General features: G+C 68.7%; 12 protein-coding genes and 1 tRNA gene. 3 read left to right on the top strand and 10 right to left on the bottom strand.

Annotation, left to right across the window (positions count from 1 at the left end; all coding sequences use genetic code 11):
* Positions 1 to 16 precede the first annotated feature (16 nt).
* The 3 genes from IF29_RS0100825 to IF29_RS0100815 form a co-directional block, all read right to left on the bottom strand.
* On the bottom strand, positions 17 to 1,660 hold the full coding sequence (locus IF29_RS0100825; RefSeq protein ID WP_051724738.1) for an APC family permease: 1,644 nt from the start codon (positions 1,658 to 1,660) through the stop codon (positions 17 to 19).
* 387 nt (positions 1,661 to 2,047) lie between these two features.
* On the bottom strand, positions 2,048 to 2,833 hold the full coding sequence (locus IF29_RS0100820; protein ID WP_030248258.1) for a hypothetical protein: 786 nt from the start codon (positions 2,831 to 2,833) through the stop codon (positions 2,048 to 2,050).
* Positions 2,834 to 3,028: 195 nt separating this feature from the next.
* Positions 3,029 to 3,109, bottom strand: a tRNA-Leu gene (locus IF29_RS0100815).
* 89 nt (positions 3,110 to 3,198) lie between these two features.
* Here IF29_RS0100815 and IF29_RS0100810 point away from each other — a divergent pair.
* Positions 3,199 to 3,870: an ANTAR domain-containing response regulator gene (locus IF29_RS0100810; RefSeq protein ID WP_030248257.1), complete on the top strand. Its 672-nt coding sequence runs from the start codon at positions 3,199 to 3,201 to the stop codon at positions 3,868 to 3,870.
* Positions 3,871 to 4,174: 304 nt separating this feature from the next.
* On the top strand, positions 4,175 to 5,092 hold the full coding sequence (locus IF29_RS0100805; protein WP_157623505.1) for a DUF559 domain-containing protein: 918 nt from the start codon (positions 4,175 to 4,177) through the stop codon (positions 5,090 to 5,092).
* 289 nt (positions 5,093 to 5,381) lie between these two features.
* On the opposite strand, the gene IF29_RS0100800 is transcribed toward IF29_RS0100805, so the two are convergent.
* The 7 genes from IF29_RS0100800 to IF29_RS0100770 form a co-directional block, all read right to left on the bottom strand.
* Positions 5,382 to 6,098 (bottom strand): ABC transporter ATP-binding protein, encoded by a 717-nt coding sequence (locus IF29_RS0100800; protein WP_030248253.1) that lies wholly within the window; start codon positions 6,096 to 6,098, stop codon positions 5,382 to 5,384.
* Complete coding sequence (locus tag IF29_RS0100795) at positions 6,095 to 7,030, bottom strand: ABC transporter ATP-binding protein (protein WP_037594006.1); 936 nt, start codon at positions 7,028 to 7,030, stop codon at positions 6,095 to 6,097. The genes IF29_RS0100800 and IF29_RS0100795 overlap by 4 nt, the downstream gene beginning before the upstream one ends.
* A 5-nt stretch (positions 7,031 to 7,035) precedes the next feature.
* The gene (locus IF29_RS0100790) at positions 7,036 to 8,805 is read right to left on the bottom strand and encodes a branched-chain amino acid ABC transporter permease (protein WP_037594005.1); all 1,770 of its coding nucleotides are present in this window, start codon (positions 8,803 to 8,805) and stop codon (positions 7,036 to 7,038) included.
* Positions 8,806 to 8,810: 5 nt separating this feature from the next.
* Entirely contained in the window at positions 8,811 to 9,740 is a 930-nt protein-coding gene (locus tag IF29_RS0100785; protein ID WP_030248247.1) for a branched-chain amino acid ABC transporter permease, read from the bottom strand.
* A 170-nt stretch (positions 9,741 to 9,910) separates the two neighbouring features.
* Complete coding sequence (locus tag IF29_RS0100780; protein ID WP_030248245.1) at positions 9,911 to 11,158, bottom strand: branched-chain amino acid ABC transporter substrate-binding protein; 1,248 nt, start codon at positions 11,156 to 11,158, stop codon at positions 9,911 to 9,913.
* Between the two features lie 243 nt (positions 11,159 to 11,401).
* Positions 11,402 to 12,133 (bottom strand): hypothetical protein, encoded by a 732-nt coding sequence (locus IF29_RS43105; protein WP_051724736.1) that lies wholly within the window; start codon positions 12,131 to 12,133, stop codon positions 11,402 to 11,404.
* A 105-nt stretch (positions 12,134 to 12,238) separates the two neighbouring features.
* On the bottom strand, positions 12,239 to 12,703 hold the full coding sequence (locus IF29_RS0100770) for a PaaI family thioesterase (RefSeq protein ID WP_051724735.1): 465 nt from the start codon (positions 12,701 to 12,703) through the stop codon (positions 12,239 to 12,241).
* Between the two features lie 148 nt (positions 12,704 to 12,851).
* Between IF29_RS0100770 and polA the strand changes: the two genes are divergently transcribed.
* Entirely contained in the window at positions 12,852 to 15,617 is a 2,766-nt protein-coding gene (polA, locus tag IF29_RS0100765; RefSeq protein ID WP_030248236.1) for a DNA polymerase I, read from the top strand.
* Positions 15,618 to 15,670: the final 53 nt, after the last annotated feature.

Here is a 15,670-nt window from a genome sequence, read left to right as displayed (position 1 = left end):
GCATCAGCGGCGCGTGTCAGTGACCGCCCTCGTCCACCACGGCGACCTCGTCGATGTTGCGCTCGATGTCCTCACGCTTCAGGCCGACGGCGAGCGCCCAGTAGTAGACGGCCAGCGAGAAGACCGCGATGAGGCCCATGTCCCACCAGAGGTGGATGTGGCCCTCCGAGCCGACGCCGAAGCCGCCCTGCCAGGAGATGATCCCGATCCCGACCAGGTAGACCGGCAGCCACTGCGCCGCCTTCCAGTCCAGCTGCGGGGCGTTGGGCAGGTTCTTGGCCCGGGCGTACCAGGCGTAGGAGCCGAGGAGGATGTAGCCCAGGATGATGGCCACTCCGAGCCGCCAGAGGGTGGCCCAGCCGGCCCAGTAGATGATCAGGCTGGCGATCACGAACGACACCGGGGCGATGACCTGCCCGGCGGGCAGCCGGTAGGGGCGCTCGCGGTCGGGCAGCTGCTTGCGCAGCACGCCGTAGGCCAGCGGGGCACCCGCGTACATCAGCACGCTGGCCGAGGTGATGAAGCTGACGAGCTGCTGCCAGCTGGGGAACGGCAGGAAGCAGACGACGCCGGTGACGAAGGAGATGATCAGCCCGAACCACGGCACGCCGCGCTTGTCGGTCGCCTCGAACAGCTGCGGGGCGTAGCCGTTGCGGCTGAGACCGTAGGAGATCCGGGAGGTCGAGGTGGTGTAGATCAGACCGGTTCCGGCCGGGGAGATGATCGCGTCCAGGTAGAGGATCCAGGCCAGCCAGCCCAGTCCGATCACGGTGGCGAGGCCGGCGAACGGACCGCTGATCCCGGTGTAGGCGAGGTTCGCCCAGCCGTGCACGAAGGAGGAGCCGGGCAGCGCGCCGATGTAGACCACCTGCAGCAGCATGTAGATCAGCGCGCCGATCGCCACCGAGCCGAGGACGGCACGGGGGATGTCCTTCTTGGGGTTGCGGCTCTCGCCGGAGAGCTGGATCGCCTGCTCGAAGCCCAGCAGCGCGAAGATGATCCCGCTGGTGCTGATCGCGGCGAGGATGCCCTTGGCGCCGAACGGGGCGAAGCCCTGCGAGGTGAAGTTGCCGCCGTGGAAGTGCGTGATGGCCAGGACGAAGATGGCGAGCAGCGGGATCGCGATCTTCCACCAGGTCGCCGCGCTGTTGGTGTGGGCGAGCAGGCGCACGCCGAGGAAGTTCACCGCGACGAACACGGCCATGAGTACGACGGCGATGACGAAGCCGGACAGTGTGAGCGTCCCGTTGGAGTGCTGGAAGCCGGACGCCCAGGACCAGTGCTGGGCGTACCCGATCATGGCCTCGACCTCGATCGGTGCGACCGTGGCCGCCTGCAGCCAGGAGAACCAGCCGAACGACATCCCGGCGAGGCCGCCGAAGGTGTAGTGCGGGTAGCGGGCGGTGCCGCCGGCCACCGGGAACATCCCGCCGAGCTCGGCGTGCACCAGCGCCAGCAGGACGATCGCGACCGCGCCGATCCCCCAGGAGATGATCGCCGCCGGCCCGGCGACCACGACGGCCTCCTTGGCCCCGAAAAGCCACCCCGAACCGATGATCGACCCGACGGACGCCCACATCAGTCCGATGAGGCCGATTTCCCGCCGCAGCGAGCGGTCACCGGTGTCGGGGGATTTGGACAACAGATCAGTGGGTGCCATGCGGGCGCCACCTCTCGACATAGCTGGCAGGGCAGGTGGGGTTGTTAAGCGGCCGTTAAGGGCTGGATCAGATTAGGTGCAGATTGCGCTCATGCATAGATGTCAGCACTGAATACTTGCGTTCTCTTGAGCTTCTTCACACCTGCTTCCCAGGAGAATCACCGGCGGAAGCCCCTCTAGGCAGGGGGCATCATCCCTGGTGGCGGCCGTGTGGCAAGGCAGCGCTGGGCGGAGCCCGGATGGAACGTGAACCAACTTGAAAACTTGAGCATTACTTGAGGAAAGCCGTCGAGGTCAGGATCCGGGCATGGGTATGGCTATTGAATGATCGTCATCCCCGTCGCCCCTATACCCCGATCGAACGATTGCATTCCCCGCGCGGCATGGTCAGTACTTGGCCCCGACATGCTCGTCCATCAACGCCACAGACGCCCTCCGCGCGACGGAGACCGTGTGGACGCCGTCCCGTCGGCTGCGGGTGCGCCATTCGACGCCGAGTCGGTCGAGAGTGCCTGTGTAGATGTCGCGGATATCGGCGGACCTGTTGGTGAACTCGTAGCGGATGTACTCGTGCCGTCGCTGCTCGCCGTCTGTCGTGCGCTGTGCCCAGTTGTGCGTCCTGCTGCCGTCCGAGTGGAAGAGACCCCGGATGAGGCACCAGTTGTGGGTATGGGTCACCTGGCGCTGCCAATCGGCCAGCAGGATCGGCCGGTCGTGCTTCTTGCCGGGGCCGTGCTGTGGGAACAGGCATGGCAGGTGCCGTGAGTAGACCTTGACGCTCGTACAGCCACGCGCTTGGACGCGACAGACGGCGTTGTAGGGCAGTACCGCTCGCATGGCGGCCTCTGCAGCGTCGATCAATCCGGGCCAGGTATCGGAGCAGGCGATCGTCAGGTTGTGCACGCGATGCTGTCTTGGGCGGACGATGTGCCCGTCGCCGAGATAGAGCCCGAGGAGGTACGCGTAGGCTGCTTCGTCAAGGTCGTCGCCGTCGCATCGATGGCAGGTGGATCGACGAAGGCCGGGCAGAGCATCGCGCGCTGCACGGTCCTGGTGGAGCCACCAGGCGACAGTCCCTTTGGGGACGCCGAGCGAGCGGGCGACGGACGCGTTGGACTGTCCATGCTGGCAAGCGGCCAGGGCCTGCCGACGGGTTTCATCGGGCCAGTACATGGCCTCAGGGTGCGGAGCATGAGGTCGAATGATCCGGCGATTGCCCAACAGTCATTCGTATGCGTGAATCGCGTCAAGGTCGACTCGGCGGCACCACCCGCAGGAGGGCTTGACCGTATCGTGAGACACGTGTAGTGACGCTTCACATGACATGAACCGCCTCAGCGCAATGATGACCTTGGAAACGAAGGTGTGTGCCGGGTGCGGGATTCGAACCCGCAAGCCTTTCGGCGCGGTTGTTTGAGAACCGTGTGTATGCCATTCCACCAACCCGGCTGGCCTGCGGAAGGAACCATATCGTGTTCCCTGGTCTTCGTGCAGCTAGGTAGGCTCTTGCACGTACCCCCGCGTCAACGAGGAGCACCGTGACCGCCGCCGACGAGCAGCACGAGCAGCATGTCCCGCCGACGACGACCCGTGTGGTCATCGCCGAGGACGAGGCATTGATCCGTCTCGACCTCAAGGAGATGCTCGAGGAGGAGGGCTACACCGTCGTAGGTGAGGCCGGGGACGGTGCCGAGGCGGTGAAGCTGGCGACCGAGCTCCGGCCCGACCTGGTGATCCTCGATGTGAAGATGCCCATCCTGGACGGCCTGTCCGCCGCCGAGCAGATCCACGAGGCGCACATCGCGCCCACCCTGATGCTCACCGCGTTCTCGCAGCGCGAGCTGGTCGACCGGGCACGGGACGCCGGCGCCATGGCCTACATCGTGAAGCCGTTCAACAAGAGCGACCTCGTCCCCGCCATCGAGATGGCGGTCTCCCGCTACAGCGAGATGCGCGCGCTGGAGGAGGAGATCGCCGACCTCAGCCTCCGCCTGGACACCCGCAAGCTCGTGGACCGCGCCAAGAGCGTCCTGCAGACCAAGTTCGGCCTCACCGAGCCGGCCGCCTTCCGCTGGATCCAGAAGACGTCCATGGACCGCCGCATGACCATGAAGGCCGTCGCTGAGGCGGTCATCGAGGAGGGCGCAGCCCAGGACGCCAAGAAGAAGGCACCGGCGGCCCCGTCGGAGCCGCCGGTGTCGGAGGCCTGAGGCGGCGCTCCCTGCCTGCAACGGCATTCGCCGTAGCACGACCGCACCCACCGTCTCCGGGGCTCCGCCCCGAAAGCAGCAACAAGCAGGAGCGGGGGCGGCCGGGCCCCGGCGCGAAGCGTCGGCCGTGCGCCGGGGTGGGCCGAACCGGGGTCACTTTCGGGACAAGGTGTCACTTGATCATGCCCAAATGCCCGAATTGACCCGACTCTCGCGTACCAGAAGTGACCCAACGTACCGAAAGTGACCCGAGTTCACCCGATCAGGGTGCAACCGTGGGCCGGGCAACCACGTGCTCTGCGGCATGAACGAACACGAACTGCGCCAGCACGCCCTGCGCCTCGGCGGCTTCCTGTCGGTCGATCGCGCGCGCAACATGGGCTGCTCCGAGCGGCAACTTCGCACGCTGCTGCGGGACTACGGCTGGTACCACCCGGAGCCCGGACTGCTCGCTCCGCCTGGAGCGCCCTCAGCTGTGCCCCTGCTGCGGCTCAGGGCCGCCCAGGCTGCGAAGCCACACCTCGTAGCGAGTCATCGGACCGCCGCCAGGCTGCACGGCATCACCGTCCTGCAGCGTCCGGGGGAAGCCGCCAGACCCATCGAGGTGACCGACCCCCGTCCCGAGCGGGCGCGCACGCGGGTCGCCGGGGTGCTCGTCCATCGCCTCCCGCTGGGGCCGCACGACTCGACCGCAGTGGAGGGCCTCCGCTGCACCACGATTCTCCGCACCCTGACCGACCTGCTCCGGAGCGAGCCGCGCAATACTGCGGTGGCTGCCTTGGACTCCGCACTGAATGCGGGACTGTGCACCGAAGAGGACGTGCGGGCGCACCTGGCCGGGGCGAGCAATCGACAGGCGACCAGCACTGCGCTCCGGTGGGTCGAACTCGCTGACGCCCGTAGCGAGTCTCCGCTGGAGACCGAAGCCAGACTGCTGATGTACGACGCCGATGTCCACCCGCGAACGCAGGCCGAGGTGGCGACGGCGGCGGGCGTCCGGCGAGTGGACTTTATCTTCGACCGGGAGGGCCTGGCCGTGGAGGTCGACGGCGCTGAGCACCACTGGACGCCGGACGGCCAGCGACGTGATCTGCGCCGTTTCAACGACCTGGCGACAAGTAGTGCAGTGCGCGCAGTCCTGCGTTTCTCCTGGCAGGCCATCTTTCTGCGACCGCACGCATTCCTGGACGAGATCGTGAACCAGTTGGAGCTGCTGGGTTGAACCGGGGTCACTTTCGGTACATTGGGTCACTTCTGGTACGCGAGAGTCGGGTCAATTCGGGCATATGGGCATGATCAAGTGACACCTTGTCCCGAAAGTGACCCCGGTTCGGCCCAACCCCGGCGCACGGCCGACGCTTCGCGCCGGGGCCCGGCCGCCCCGGCTCCTGCTTGTTGCTGCTTTCGGGGCGGAGCCCCGGAGACGGTGGGGCAGATCGCGTTACGGCGAATGCCGTTGCAGGCAGGGAGCGTCCCCGCCTGCAACGGCATCCATCAGTACCGACGGTCCGTCAGTCCTCGCCGAGGTAGGCCTTCCGTACCGACTCGTCCGTCAGCAGGTCGGAGCCCGTTCCGGAGAGGACGATGCGGCCGACCTCCATCACGTGGCCGGTGTCCGCCAAGGACAGTGCGGCCTGGGCGTTCTGCTCGACGAGCAGGATGGTGGTGCCCTGGTTGCGGAGCTCGACGATGGTCGCCATGATCTTCTGCATCATGATGGGGGAGAGGCCCATGGAGGGCTCGTCCAGCATCAGCAGCTTGGGCTGGGACATCAGTGCGCGTCCCATCGCGAGCATCTGCTGCTCGCCGCCCGACAGGGTTCCCGCCGCCTGCTTCCGGCGCTCGCCGAGGATGGGGAACAGGTCGTAGGCGCGTTGGACGTCGGCCTGGATGCCGTCCTGGTCCTTCCGGAGGAAGGCGCCGAGGAGGAGGTTCTCCTCGATGGTCATGCGCGGGAAGATGTGCCGGCCTTCCGGCGAGTGGGCCAGGCCCAGCGACACGATCTTGTGTGCGGGGACCGAGCCCAGCGGCTGCCCGTCGAAGCGGATGCTGCCGCCGATGGGCTTGAGCAGGCCGGAGAGGGTGCGCAGGGTGGTGGTCTTGCCGGCGCCGTTGGTGCCGATCAGGGTGACGACCTGGCCTGCCTCGACGGTGAAGGAGATGCCCTTGACCGCCTCGATCTTGCCGTAGGCCACGCGGAGGTCTTCGACCTCGAGCAGGGCGGTCACTGGTCCTCCTCAGGAGTGGCATCGGTGGCGTCGGGAGTGGCGTCGGGAGTGGCATCGGAGGCGGCGTCGGAGGCGGGAATGCTGCCGTCGGCCTCGCCGGCGGCGCCGGCCTCGGGGGTCGCCTCGTACGGCGTGCCCAGGTACGCGGCGATGACGCGTTCGTCGGCCTGGACCACCTCCGAGGTGCCCTCGACCAGTTTCTCGCCCTGGACGAGGACGGCGACGCGGTCGCAGAGGTTGAAGATGAACCGCATGTCGTGCTCGATGACCAGCACGGCGATACCGCGGTCGCGGATCGCGAAGACCAGCTCCTCCGTCGCCCGGGTCTCCTGCGGGTTCATGCCCGCGGTGGGTTCGTCGAGCAGCAGCAGGCCGGGTTCGCTGGCGAGGGCGCGGGCGATCTCGAGCTTGCGCTGCTCGCCGTAGGGGAGGTTGCGGGCGAGGTGTCCCGCCTTGCGGGCGAGGCCGGTGAACTCCAGCAGGGCCATGGCCTTCTCGCGGGACTCGGCCTCCTCGCGGCGGTAGCCGGGGCCGCGGAGGATGGCGGAGATGATGCCTTCCTTGGTGCGGGTGTGGCGACCGACGAGGACGTTCTCCAGGACCGTCATGTTGTGGAACAGCCGGATGTTCTGGAAGGTGCGGGCCATGCCGGCCTGGGTGACCTTGAAGGGCTTGGGCGGCAGCACCGTGCCCTTGTAGGTGACCTGTCCCTCGGTGGGGATGTACAGGCCGGTGAGGCAGTTGAAGAAGGTGGTCTTGCCGGCTCCGTTGGGGCCGATCAGGCCGATGATCTCACCGGTGTTGACGGTGAGGTCGACGTTGTTGACGGCGGTCAGGCCGCCGAACCGCATGATGACGCCACGGGCTTCGAGAAGCGGGGTGCCGGTGGCGGGGGAGTTGCTGGAGCTGTTCTCCAGGGTGATGTCGGTCATCTGGTTCACGCCCCTGCGGTGCTGAGTTCGGCGGCGGATTCGGTCTCGTCCTCGTGGAACTCCAACTGCCGCTGCTTGTTGGCGATCAGGCCCTCGGGCCGGAACCGCATGAAGAGGATCAGCGCGATGCCGAACAGCAGGAGCTGGTAGCTCTGCAGGAACTGCAGCTTCGCCTGGAGGAGGTAGAAGAGCGCGGCACCGATCAGCGGACCGGTGACGGTGCCCATGCCTCCGATGACGACGGCGGCGAGCAGGAAGGCGGAGTTCGGCGGTACCGGTCCGGCGAAGACGAAGGGGTCGGGGACGACGCTGAAGCCGACGTGCGCCATGACGGTACCGGCGAGTCCGGCCAGGGTGGCGCCGAGGGCGAAGGCGAGCAGCTTGAAGCGGAAGGCGTTGATGCCCATGGCGGTGGCTGCGGTCTCGTCCTCGCGGATGGCGACCCAGGCGCGGCCGATGCGGGAGCTGCTGGAGCGGCTGAAGACCAGCACGATGATGGCGATGAACACCAGCATCAGTTCGAAGTAGTTGGCGAACCGGCCGAGGGTGATGCCGCCGATGGTGTGCGCGTTCCCGAGGTTGAAGCCGAAGATGCTGAGGTCGGGGATGTTGGGGATGCCGTTGGGGCCGCCGGTGACGTTGGGCCCTGATACGCCGTCCAGGTTGTTGACGACGATGCGGAAGATCTCACCGAAGCCGAGGGTGACGATGGCGAGGTAGTCGCCACGGACCCGCAGGGTGGGGGCGCCGAGGATGACCCCGAAGATGCCGGACACTGCCGCGCCGGTGATCGCTGCTGCCCAGAACGGGAAGGTGACGTGCAGCGACGAGGTGGCGGCCCCGGAGACCAGTGCTCCGGTGTAGGCGCCGACGCCGAGGAAGGCCACGTAGCCGAGGTCGAGGAGGCCGGTGAGGCCGACGACGACGTTGAGGCCGAGGGCGGTGGCGCCGAAGATCAGCAGGTTCACGCCGATGGAGGCGTTGGCGTCGCTGTTCTGGGTGAAGGGGAAGATCGCGGCGGCGACGAAGGCGCCGACGGCGGTGAAGACGCGGTGCCTGCTGGTGATGTCGGTGAGTCGGCCGAGGGCACCGGAGCGGCTGAGCGCCCAGGCGGCGAAGACGGCGGTGATGAGGAAGCCGCCGAAGAGTTCGCCGTAGCTGGTGTCGATGCCGAAGGTGAAGATGCCCAGGCCGAGGGCGAGGGCCAGAGTGATGATCAGGAGTTCGACGGCAACCGGCAGTGCGGGTGCGGGCCTGAGGTCGGGGCGCTTGCCCGGGTAGCCGACGACGCGCTTGAGCGGGTTGTCCGCGTCCGCGGCGACGCCGTCGCGGGGCAGGCCCAGGGCGCCGAGCAGGGCGACCAGCGAGGCGATGCCCGCGACCCAGCCACCGCTGGCGAGGTTGGCGAGGCCGCCGAGTTCGTCCGCGATGGCGATGAGGGTGAACCAGGTGGTCGCCAGGGCGCCGAAGGCGACGATGACGGTTGCGCCCTCGGCGCCGCCGGGGGCGAGCCAGCGCAGCCCCGGGACGCGGTAGCCGGTCAACGCGTAGAGCAGCACCAGGAGGCCGGCGACGAGGGTGACCCACTGCAGGCCGCCGGGGTACCCGTTGACGGTGAGGTCGCCGGGGAACGCGGAGCTGTAGGTCCAGGCGAGGAAGGCGGAGGCGGCGGTGGCCAGTCCGCCGACGGCGGCGAGTCCGCGGGCGGCGGCTTCCGGCAGCGGCAGCGCGGGGCGCAGGGCCGGTGTCTGCTGCGTGTTGATGGTGTCGGTCATGTCGTTCACGCCCTGTCCGCGACGCGTTCGCCCAGTAGGCCCTGTGGTCTGACCATGAGCACGAGGATGAGGATGACGAAGGCCCAGACGTCCTGCCAGGCGCCGCCGCCGAACTGGCTCATGCCGGGGATCTTCTCTATGTATCCGGCGGCGAGGGATTCGGCGACGCCGAGCACGATGCCGCCGAGCATGGCGCCGTAGATGTTGCCGATGCCGCCGAGGACGGCGGCGGTGAAGGCCTTGAGGCCGGCCACGAAGCCCATGTCGAAGGAGACCTGGCCGTAGCGCAGGCCGTGGGCGACGCCGGCGACGGCGGCGAAGGTGGCTCCCAGGATGAAGGCGATGACGATGACGCGGTCGGTGTCGATGCCCATGAGCTTGGCGGTGTCCGGATCCTGCGCGGTGGCCTGCATCGCGCGGCCGGTGCGGGTGCGCTGGACGAAGTAGGCGAGGAAGAGCATCGAGGCCACGGCTGCGACCACGACGAAGATGTCCGCCGACTGGAAGGTGATGGAACCCAGGTGGAACGGGCCGCCGGGGAGCGAGGGGAAGACCCGGGGCGACTTGGCCTTGGGGTAGAAGCCCCAGACGAGTTGCTGCAGGGTGATGGAGAGCCCGATCGCGGTGATCAACGGTGCGAGGCGCGGCGCGTTGCGCAGTGGCCGGTAGGCGAAGCGCTCGGCGAGAACGGCGATGACCGTGGCGGTGACGATGCCGCCGAGGAGCATCAGGGGGAGTGCGATCCACATGGAGGTGCCCGAGCCGAGGCCCAGGTACACGGTGAGGGCGCCGAAGCCCCCGGTCATGAAGATCTCGCCGTGGGCGAAGTTGATGAGCTGGACGATGCCGTAGACCATCGTGTAGCCGACGGCGATGAGTCCGTAGGTTGCGCCGAGAAGCAGGCCGTTGGCTAGGTTTTGCGGCAGTTCGTGCACCGCAGGCCTCCGTTGTCAGGGGCGGGTGAGCCGGAAATGGGCGTGGGTACGGGATGCGCGGGTGCGGGAGCGCGGGTACCGGAAACGTGGGCCGATGTGGCACCGCGCGGGGGCGCCTGACCTGCTGCGCCCCCGCGCGGTGCTTGTGCTGTACGGGTGTTGACGGTGTGTCAGCCGGAGAAGGTGCCGGTCTTGACGGTGGCCCAGGCGCCGTTCTTGACGCCGTAGACGGTGAGCTGCTTGTTGGTGGCGTCGCCGTACTGGTCGAAGGAGACCGTGCCGGTCACGCCGCTGAAGTTGACGCTGCCCATGGCGGTCTCGACGGCCTGGCGCGGGTTGGCCGGGAGCTTGCCGCTGTTGGCGGCGGCGACGGCCTTCACGGCCTCGATGATCGCCCACGCGCTGTCGTAGGAGTAGCCGCCGTAGGCCGCGTAGGGGTCCTTGTAGCCGGCTGCCTTGTAGTCGGCGACGAACTTGGTGGCGGACGGCAGGGTCTCGACCGGGGCGCCCACGGAGGTCGCGTAGTCGCCGTTGGCGGCGGCACCGGCGAGCTGGATGTAGGTCGGGTCGTACATGCCGTCGCCGCCGATGAGCGGGACGTTGTAGCCGGCTGCCTTGAGCTGCTTGGTGAGCGGACCCGAGTCGGGGTACTCGCCACCGAAGTAGACGAAGTCGGCCTTGGAGTTCTTGATGGCGGTGACGGTGGACGAGAAGTCGTTGGCGCCGCTGGTGACGTGGTCCTGGCCGACCACGGTGCCGCCGAGCTTGGTGAACTCGTCCTTGAAGGTCGCAACCAGGCCGACGCCGTAGGTCAGCTTGTTGTCGACCAGGAACACCTTCTTCTTGTTGAGGGTGCTGTAGGCGAACTGGGCCGCGAAGGGGCCCTGGATGGCGTCGGTCGTGGCGGTGCGGAAGTACGACTTGAACGGGCGGGTCTTGGTGCCGGTCGCCCAGTTCGGGCCCTGGGTCAGGGCGGGGTTGGTGTTCGCGGGGGAGACCTCGACCAGGTTGGCCTCGTCGAAGATCTTCTGCATGGAGACGGCGACGCCGGAGTTCAGCGGGCCGACGACGCCGATGACATTGCTGTCCGCGACCAGGGCGGTGGCGTTCTGCTGGCCCTGCTGGGGCGACTTCTTGTCGTCCAGTGCCGAGATCTTGAAGGTGACGCCGGGCACCTCGTGCGTGGAGTTGGCGGTCTTGATCGCCAGGTCCACGGAGTTCTGGATGCCCAGGCCCAGGGCCGACAGCGAACCGGTCAGAGGGGCGTCCACGCCGATGGTGACGGTGGTGGACCCGGCGGCGGCGCTGGAGCTCCCACTCGAGCTGGAGCCGCTGTTGGCGCGCGATCCGCACGCGGTGAGGCTGAGGGCGCCGGTTACGGCAAGAGTGGTGACGATGAGAAGCGAACGGTTTCGCACGATCAGTCCTTTCCTCTGGGCGAGGGTCGAACCGCGCGCAGGCCCCGACCTGTCGATCCGATGGCGCGGTGACTGGCCGTGACTCTAGGCCCCCACCAGGGGCTTCGGCAGAGCCAACGCGCACTGTGTGATGGTCTTGTTATGACCTGAGGAAAACTTGAGGCTTGATCCGGCCACCACGGTTCGGGGTGGGATTTCGCCCTGATTCCGGTCGCCGAACCGCGAATCCGATGATCGCCCAGCTCAGCCCGGTGATGTGACCACGGTGGACGGAACGGGCGGGAGCGAAGCGGGGGTTCGGCCGCAGCGCACGTCGATCTCGCGGCTGAGGTCGTCGCCGTAGTTTTCGCCGAGGATTTCGCTTTGCGTCTGTATTGCGCGCAGGTTACTCAACGTTACGTCGACGAAAGGCAGCTGGTCCCGCGCGGGCGTCCTGGAACAGTCGCGGACGTCGGCCAGTACCAGCACGATCCGGGTTTCGGCCGGTAGGACGACGATCGGCAGCGGATCCTCGGTGGTGACCTGAAGTCCGGCGTAGGGCTGGGCGATGTGATGGATCGTCACCGGATCGGAGTCCCGGTCGACGAAGGAGAGCAGGAATGCGAACCGGCTGCTTCGCGGGTCGTTGCCGGGAGCCATGCCGGCGTAGTGCACATCGGTGATCTGCGCGGGCCAGGGGACGGGACCGCGGGTCTGCCCGGCCTGGGGGCGATGGCGCGGGATGTCGCCGACGGTCGCCAGGGCGAGTGCGCCGGCCGCCGCGAGGATCGCCGCCGTGAGCAGTCCGCGGCGCAGTGGCCGGCCGAGACCGTGCCACCAACTGCTCAGCCGCCGCTCGACCCCGAACTCCGTCGGCTCGTTGACCTGCAGCTCCGCAGCCATGGTTGACGGGTCGTCAGCCGACTCCAGCGGACCGACACCGCCGACCGGCTCGGGCCGCTCGGGCCGTTCGGGCCGCCCGCGACCACCGGTCATCGCCCGCACCCCCTAGTCGAGGCGGGCGATGCCCGGTGCCGTACCGGGGCGGACCCGCACGGCCATGGTGCCCCCGCGCCGCCCGGGCCGCGCGGGTTTCGGCACTCAGGTGTCGCGGAGCATGCAGGTGAGCCTGCAACTGGTGATGCGCCGGCCCTGGTCGTCGGTGACGGCGATCTCGTAGGTCGCGGCGGTGCGGCCCTTGAAGACGGCGGTGGCGACACCGGTGACCAGTCCGGAGGTGGCCGAACGGTGGTGGGTGGCGTTGAGGTCGACGCCGACGGCGTAGCGGCCGGGGCCGGCGTGCAGCATCGCGCCGACCGAGCCCAGGGTCTCCGCGAGGGCCGCCGAGGCGCCGCCGTGCAGCAGGCCGTAGGGCTGCTGGTTGCCCTCGACCGGCATGGTGCCGACGACCCGGTCGGGGGAGGCCTCGACCACCCTGATCCCCAGCCGCTCGCCGAGGTGGCCGCCGGAGAAGGTGCTCAGGTCCACGCCCAGTTTGGTGAAGTGGTCGATCACGTCCTGCGGGATCTTGAAGGCGGGACCGGGCTCAGGGGGCCGCTCGGACATGGTGCTCCTGACGTCGTTGTACGGGACTGCCTGTGATCGTACGACTCCCTTCGGCGGCGTTGATGGGGGGCACTGTCAGTGGCGGGCCATAGGATTTCGTTCGGCAGTGGCAGGCAGCTGGGCGTGGACGGAAGAAGTGGTGGCAGGCATGGCGAGTACGACCGGAAGCAACGGCAAGGCGGCGAAAGGGGCGGCCCGGCCCAGGCTGCTGCTGCTCGACGGCCACTCCATGGCGTACCGGGCCTTCTACGCCTTCCCCGCGGAGAACTTCGCCACCTCGACCGGGCAGCCCACCAACGCGGTGTACGGCTTCGCCTCGATGGTCGCCAACATCCTGCGCGACGAGGCGCCGACGCACTTCGCGGTGGCCTTCGACGTGTCCAGGAAGACCTTCAGGGCCGGGATCTACCCGGAGTACAAGGCGACCCGCTCGGCCTCCCCGGAGGAGTTCCGCGGCCAGGTCGAGCTGGTCAGCGAGCTGCTGGACGCGATGAAGGTGCCGCATCTGCGGCTGGCCGAGTTCGAGGCCGACGACATCATCGCCACGCTGGCCACCCGCGCCGCCGCCGACGGCTTCGAGGTGCTGATCCTCACCGGTGACCGCGACGCCCTGCAGCTGGTCACCGACGACGTCACGGTCCTCTACCCGACCAAGGGCGTCTCCGAGATGACCCGCTACACCCCCGAGAAGGTGTTCGAGAAGTACGGGGTCACCCCGGCCCAGTACCCCGACCTGGCGGCGCTGCGCGGCGACCCGTCCGACAATCTGCCCGGTATCCCCGGGGTGGGGGAGAAGACCGCCGCCAAGTGGATCGGCCAGTACGGCTCCTTCGCCGAGCTGGTCGAGCACGCCGACGAGGTCAAGGGCAAGATCGGCGAGAAGCTGCGGGCCGGCCTGGATGCGGTGAAGCTCAACCGCGAGCTCACCGAGCTGATCCGGGACGTCGAACTCCCGCTCGGTGTGGACGAGTTGGGTCGCAACCCGTACGACAGGGAGGCCACCCTGCTGCTGCTGGACACCCTGGAGTTCCGCAACCAGGCGCTGCGCGACCGCCTGTTCGCGGTGGACCCGGGCGCCGGCGAGGGCGCCGAGGGCGCGCCGACCGCGACCGGGCCCGGCGTCGAGGTCGACGGTGAGCTGCTGACCGACGACGGCGCCCTGGCGGCCTGGCTGGCCGAGCACGCCTCCGGCGCCGTCCGCACCGGGCTGGCCGCCGACTACAGCTGGGCGCTGGGCGAGGGCTCCGTCAGCGCGGTGGCACTGGCCGTCGAGGGCGGTCCGGCCGCCTGGCTGGACCCGGCGGTGCTGGCCGAGGCCGACGAGCGCGCCTTCGCCGACTGGCTGGCCGACCCCGAGCGCCCCAAGGCGCTGCACATCGCCAAGCAGGTGATGCGGGCCTTCGCCGAGCACGGCTGGCGGATCGAGGGCGTCACGGCCGACAGCGCCCTGGCCGCCTACCTGGAGAAGCCCGGGCGCCGCACCTTCGGCCTGGACGTGCTGGCCGAGGAGTACCTGGGCCGCCAGCTGGACGCCGGCACCGCCGCCGACAGTGGCCAGCTGGCCTTCGGCGACGAGTCCGGCGACGCCGAGGACCAGGCGCTGGCCGCCGCCCAGGCGCTGATGGTGCAGGCCCGCACGGTGCTGGACCTGGCCGAGGTGTTCGAGACCCGGCTGGCCAAGGACGGCGCGCTGGAACTGATGCGCGAGGTCGAACTGCCCATCGCCGCGCTGCTGGCGCGGATGGAGCGGGCCGGCATCGCCGCCGACCTGGACTGGCTCACCCAGCTGGAGATCCAGTTCGGCGCCGCGGTGCAGCAGGCGGTGAAGGAGGCGCACGCGGCCGTCGGCCACGAGTTCAACCTCGGCTCGCCCAAGCAGCTCCAGGAGATCCTCTTCAACGAGCTGGAGCTTCCCAAGACCAAGAAGATCAAGACCGGCTACACCACCGACGCCGACGCGCTGACCTGGCTGGCCGGGCAGACCACCCACGAGCTGCCGGTGATCCTGCTGCGGCACCGGGACCAGACCCGGCTGCGCAGCACCGTCGAGGGCCTGATCAAGACGGTGGCCGCGGACGGCCGGATCCACACCACCTTCAACCAGATGGTCGCCGCCACCGGCCGGCTCTCCTCCACCGAGCCCAATCTGCAGAACATCCCGGTGCGGACCGAGGAGGGCCGGATGATCCGCCGGGCCTTCGTCGTCGGCGCCGGCTACCAGGAGCTGCTGACCGCCGACTACAGCCAGATCGAGCTGCGGATCATGGCGCACCTGTCCGAGGACGCGGCGCTGCTGGCCGCGTTCTCCAGTGGCGAGGACCTGCACACCACCGTCGGCTCCCAGGTGTTCGCGGTGGAGCCGCCGCAGGTCGACGCGGAGATGCGACGCAAGATCAAGGCGATGTCGTACGGACTGGCGTACGGGTTGTCGGCCTTCGGCCTGTCCCAGCAGCTGAACATCGCCACCGGCGAGGCGCAGCGGCTGATGGACACCTACTTCGAGCGCTTCGGCGGGGTGCGGGACTATCTGCGGCGTGTCGTCGACGAGGCACGCAACACCGGCTACACCGAGACCGTGCTGGGCCGCCGCCGCTACCTGCCGGATCTGACCAGCGACAACCGGCAGCGGCGGGAGATGGCGGAGCGGATGGCGCTGAACGCGCCGATCCAGGGCTCGGCCGCGGACATCGTGAAGATCGCCATGCTGAAGGTGGACGCGGCGCTGACCGGCGCCGGACTGTCCTCGCGGATGCTGCTGCAGGTTCATGACGAGATCGTGCTGGAGGTGGCTCCGGGGGAGCGGGAGGCGGTGGAGGATCTGGTGCGGCGGGAGATGGCGGCGGCGTATCCGCTGGCCGCGCCGTTGGACGTCTCTGTCGGGGTCGGGCGGGACTGGGAGACGGCGGCGCACTGACGTTCCGTCAGGTTCGGGAGGGTTCTGAGGGGTGTCTGGCTGCGGACCGTAGT

The organism is Streptacidiphilus jeojiense (assembly GCF_000719095.1).
GTDB lineage: Bacteria > Actinomycetota > Actinomycetes > Streptomycetales > Streptomycetaceae > Streptacidiphilus > Streptacidiphilus jeojiensis.
The sequence above is the reverse complement of the archived record's forward strand: the minus strand, read 5'-3'. Positions and strand labels throughout refer to the sequence as shown.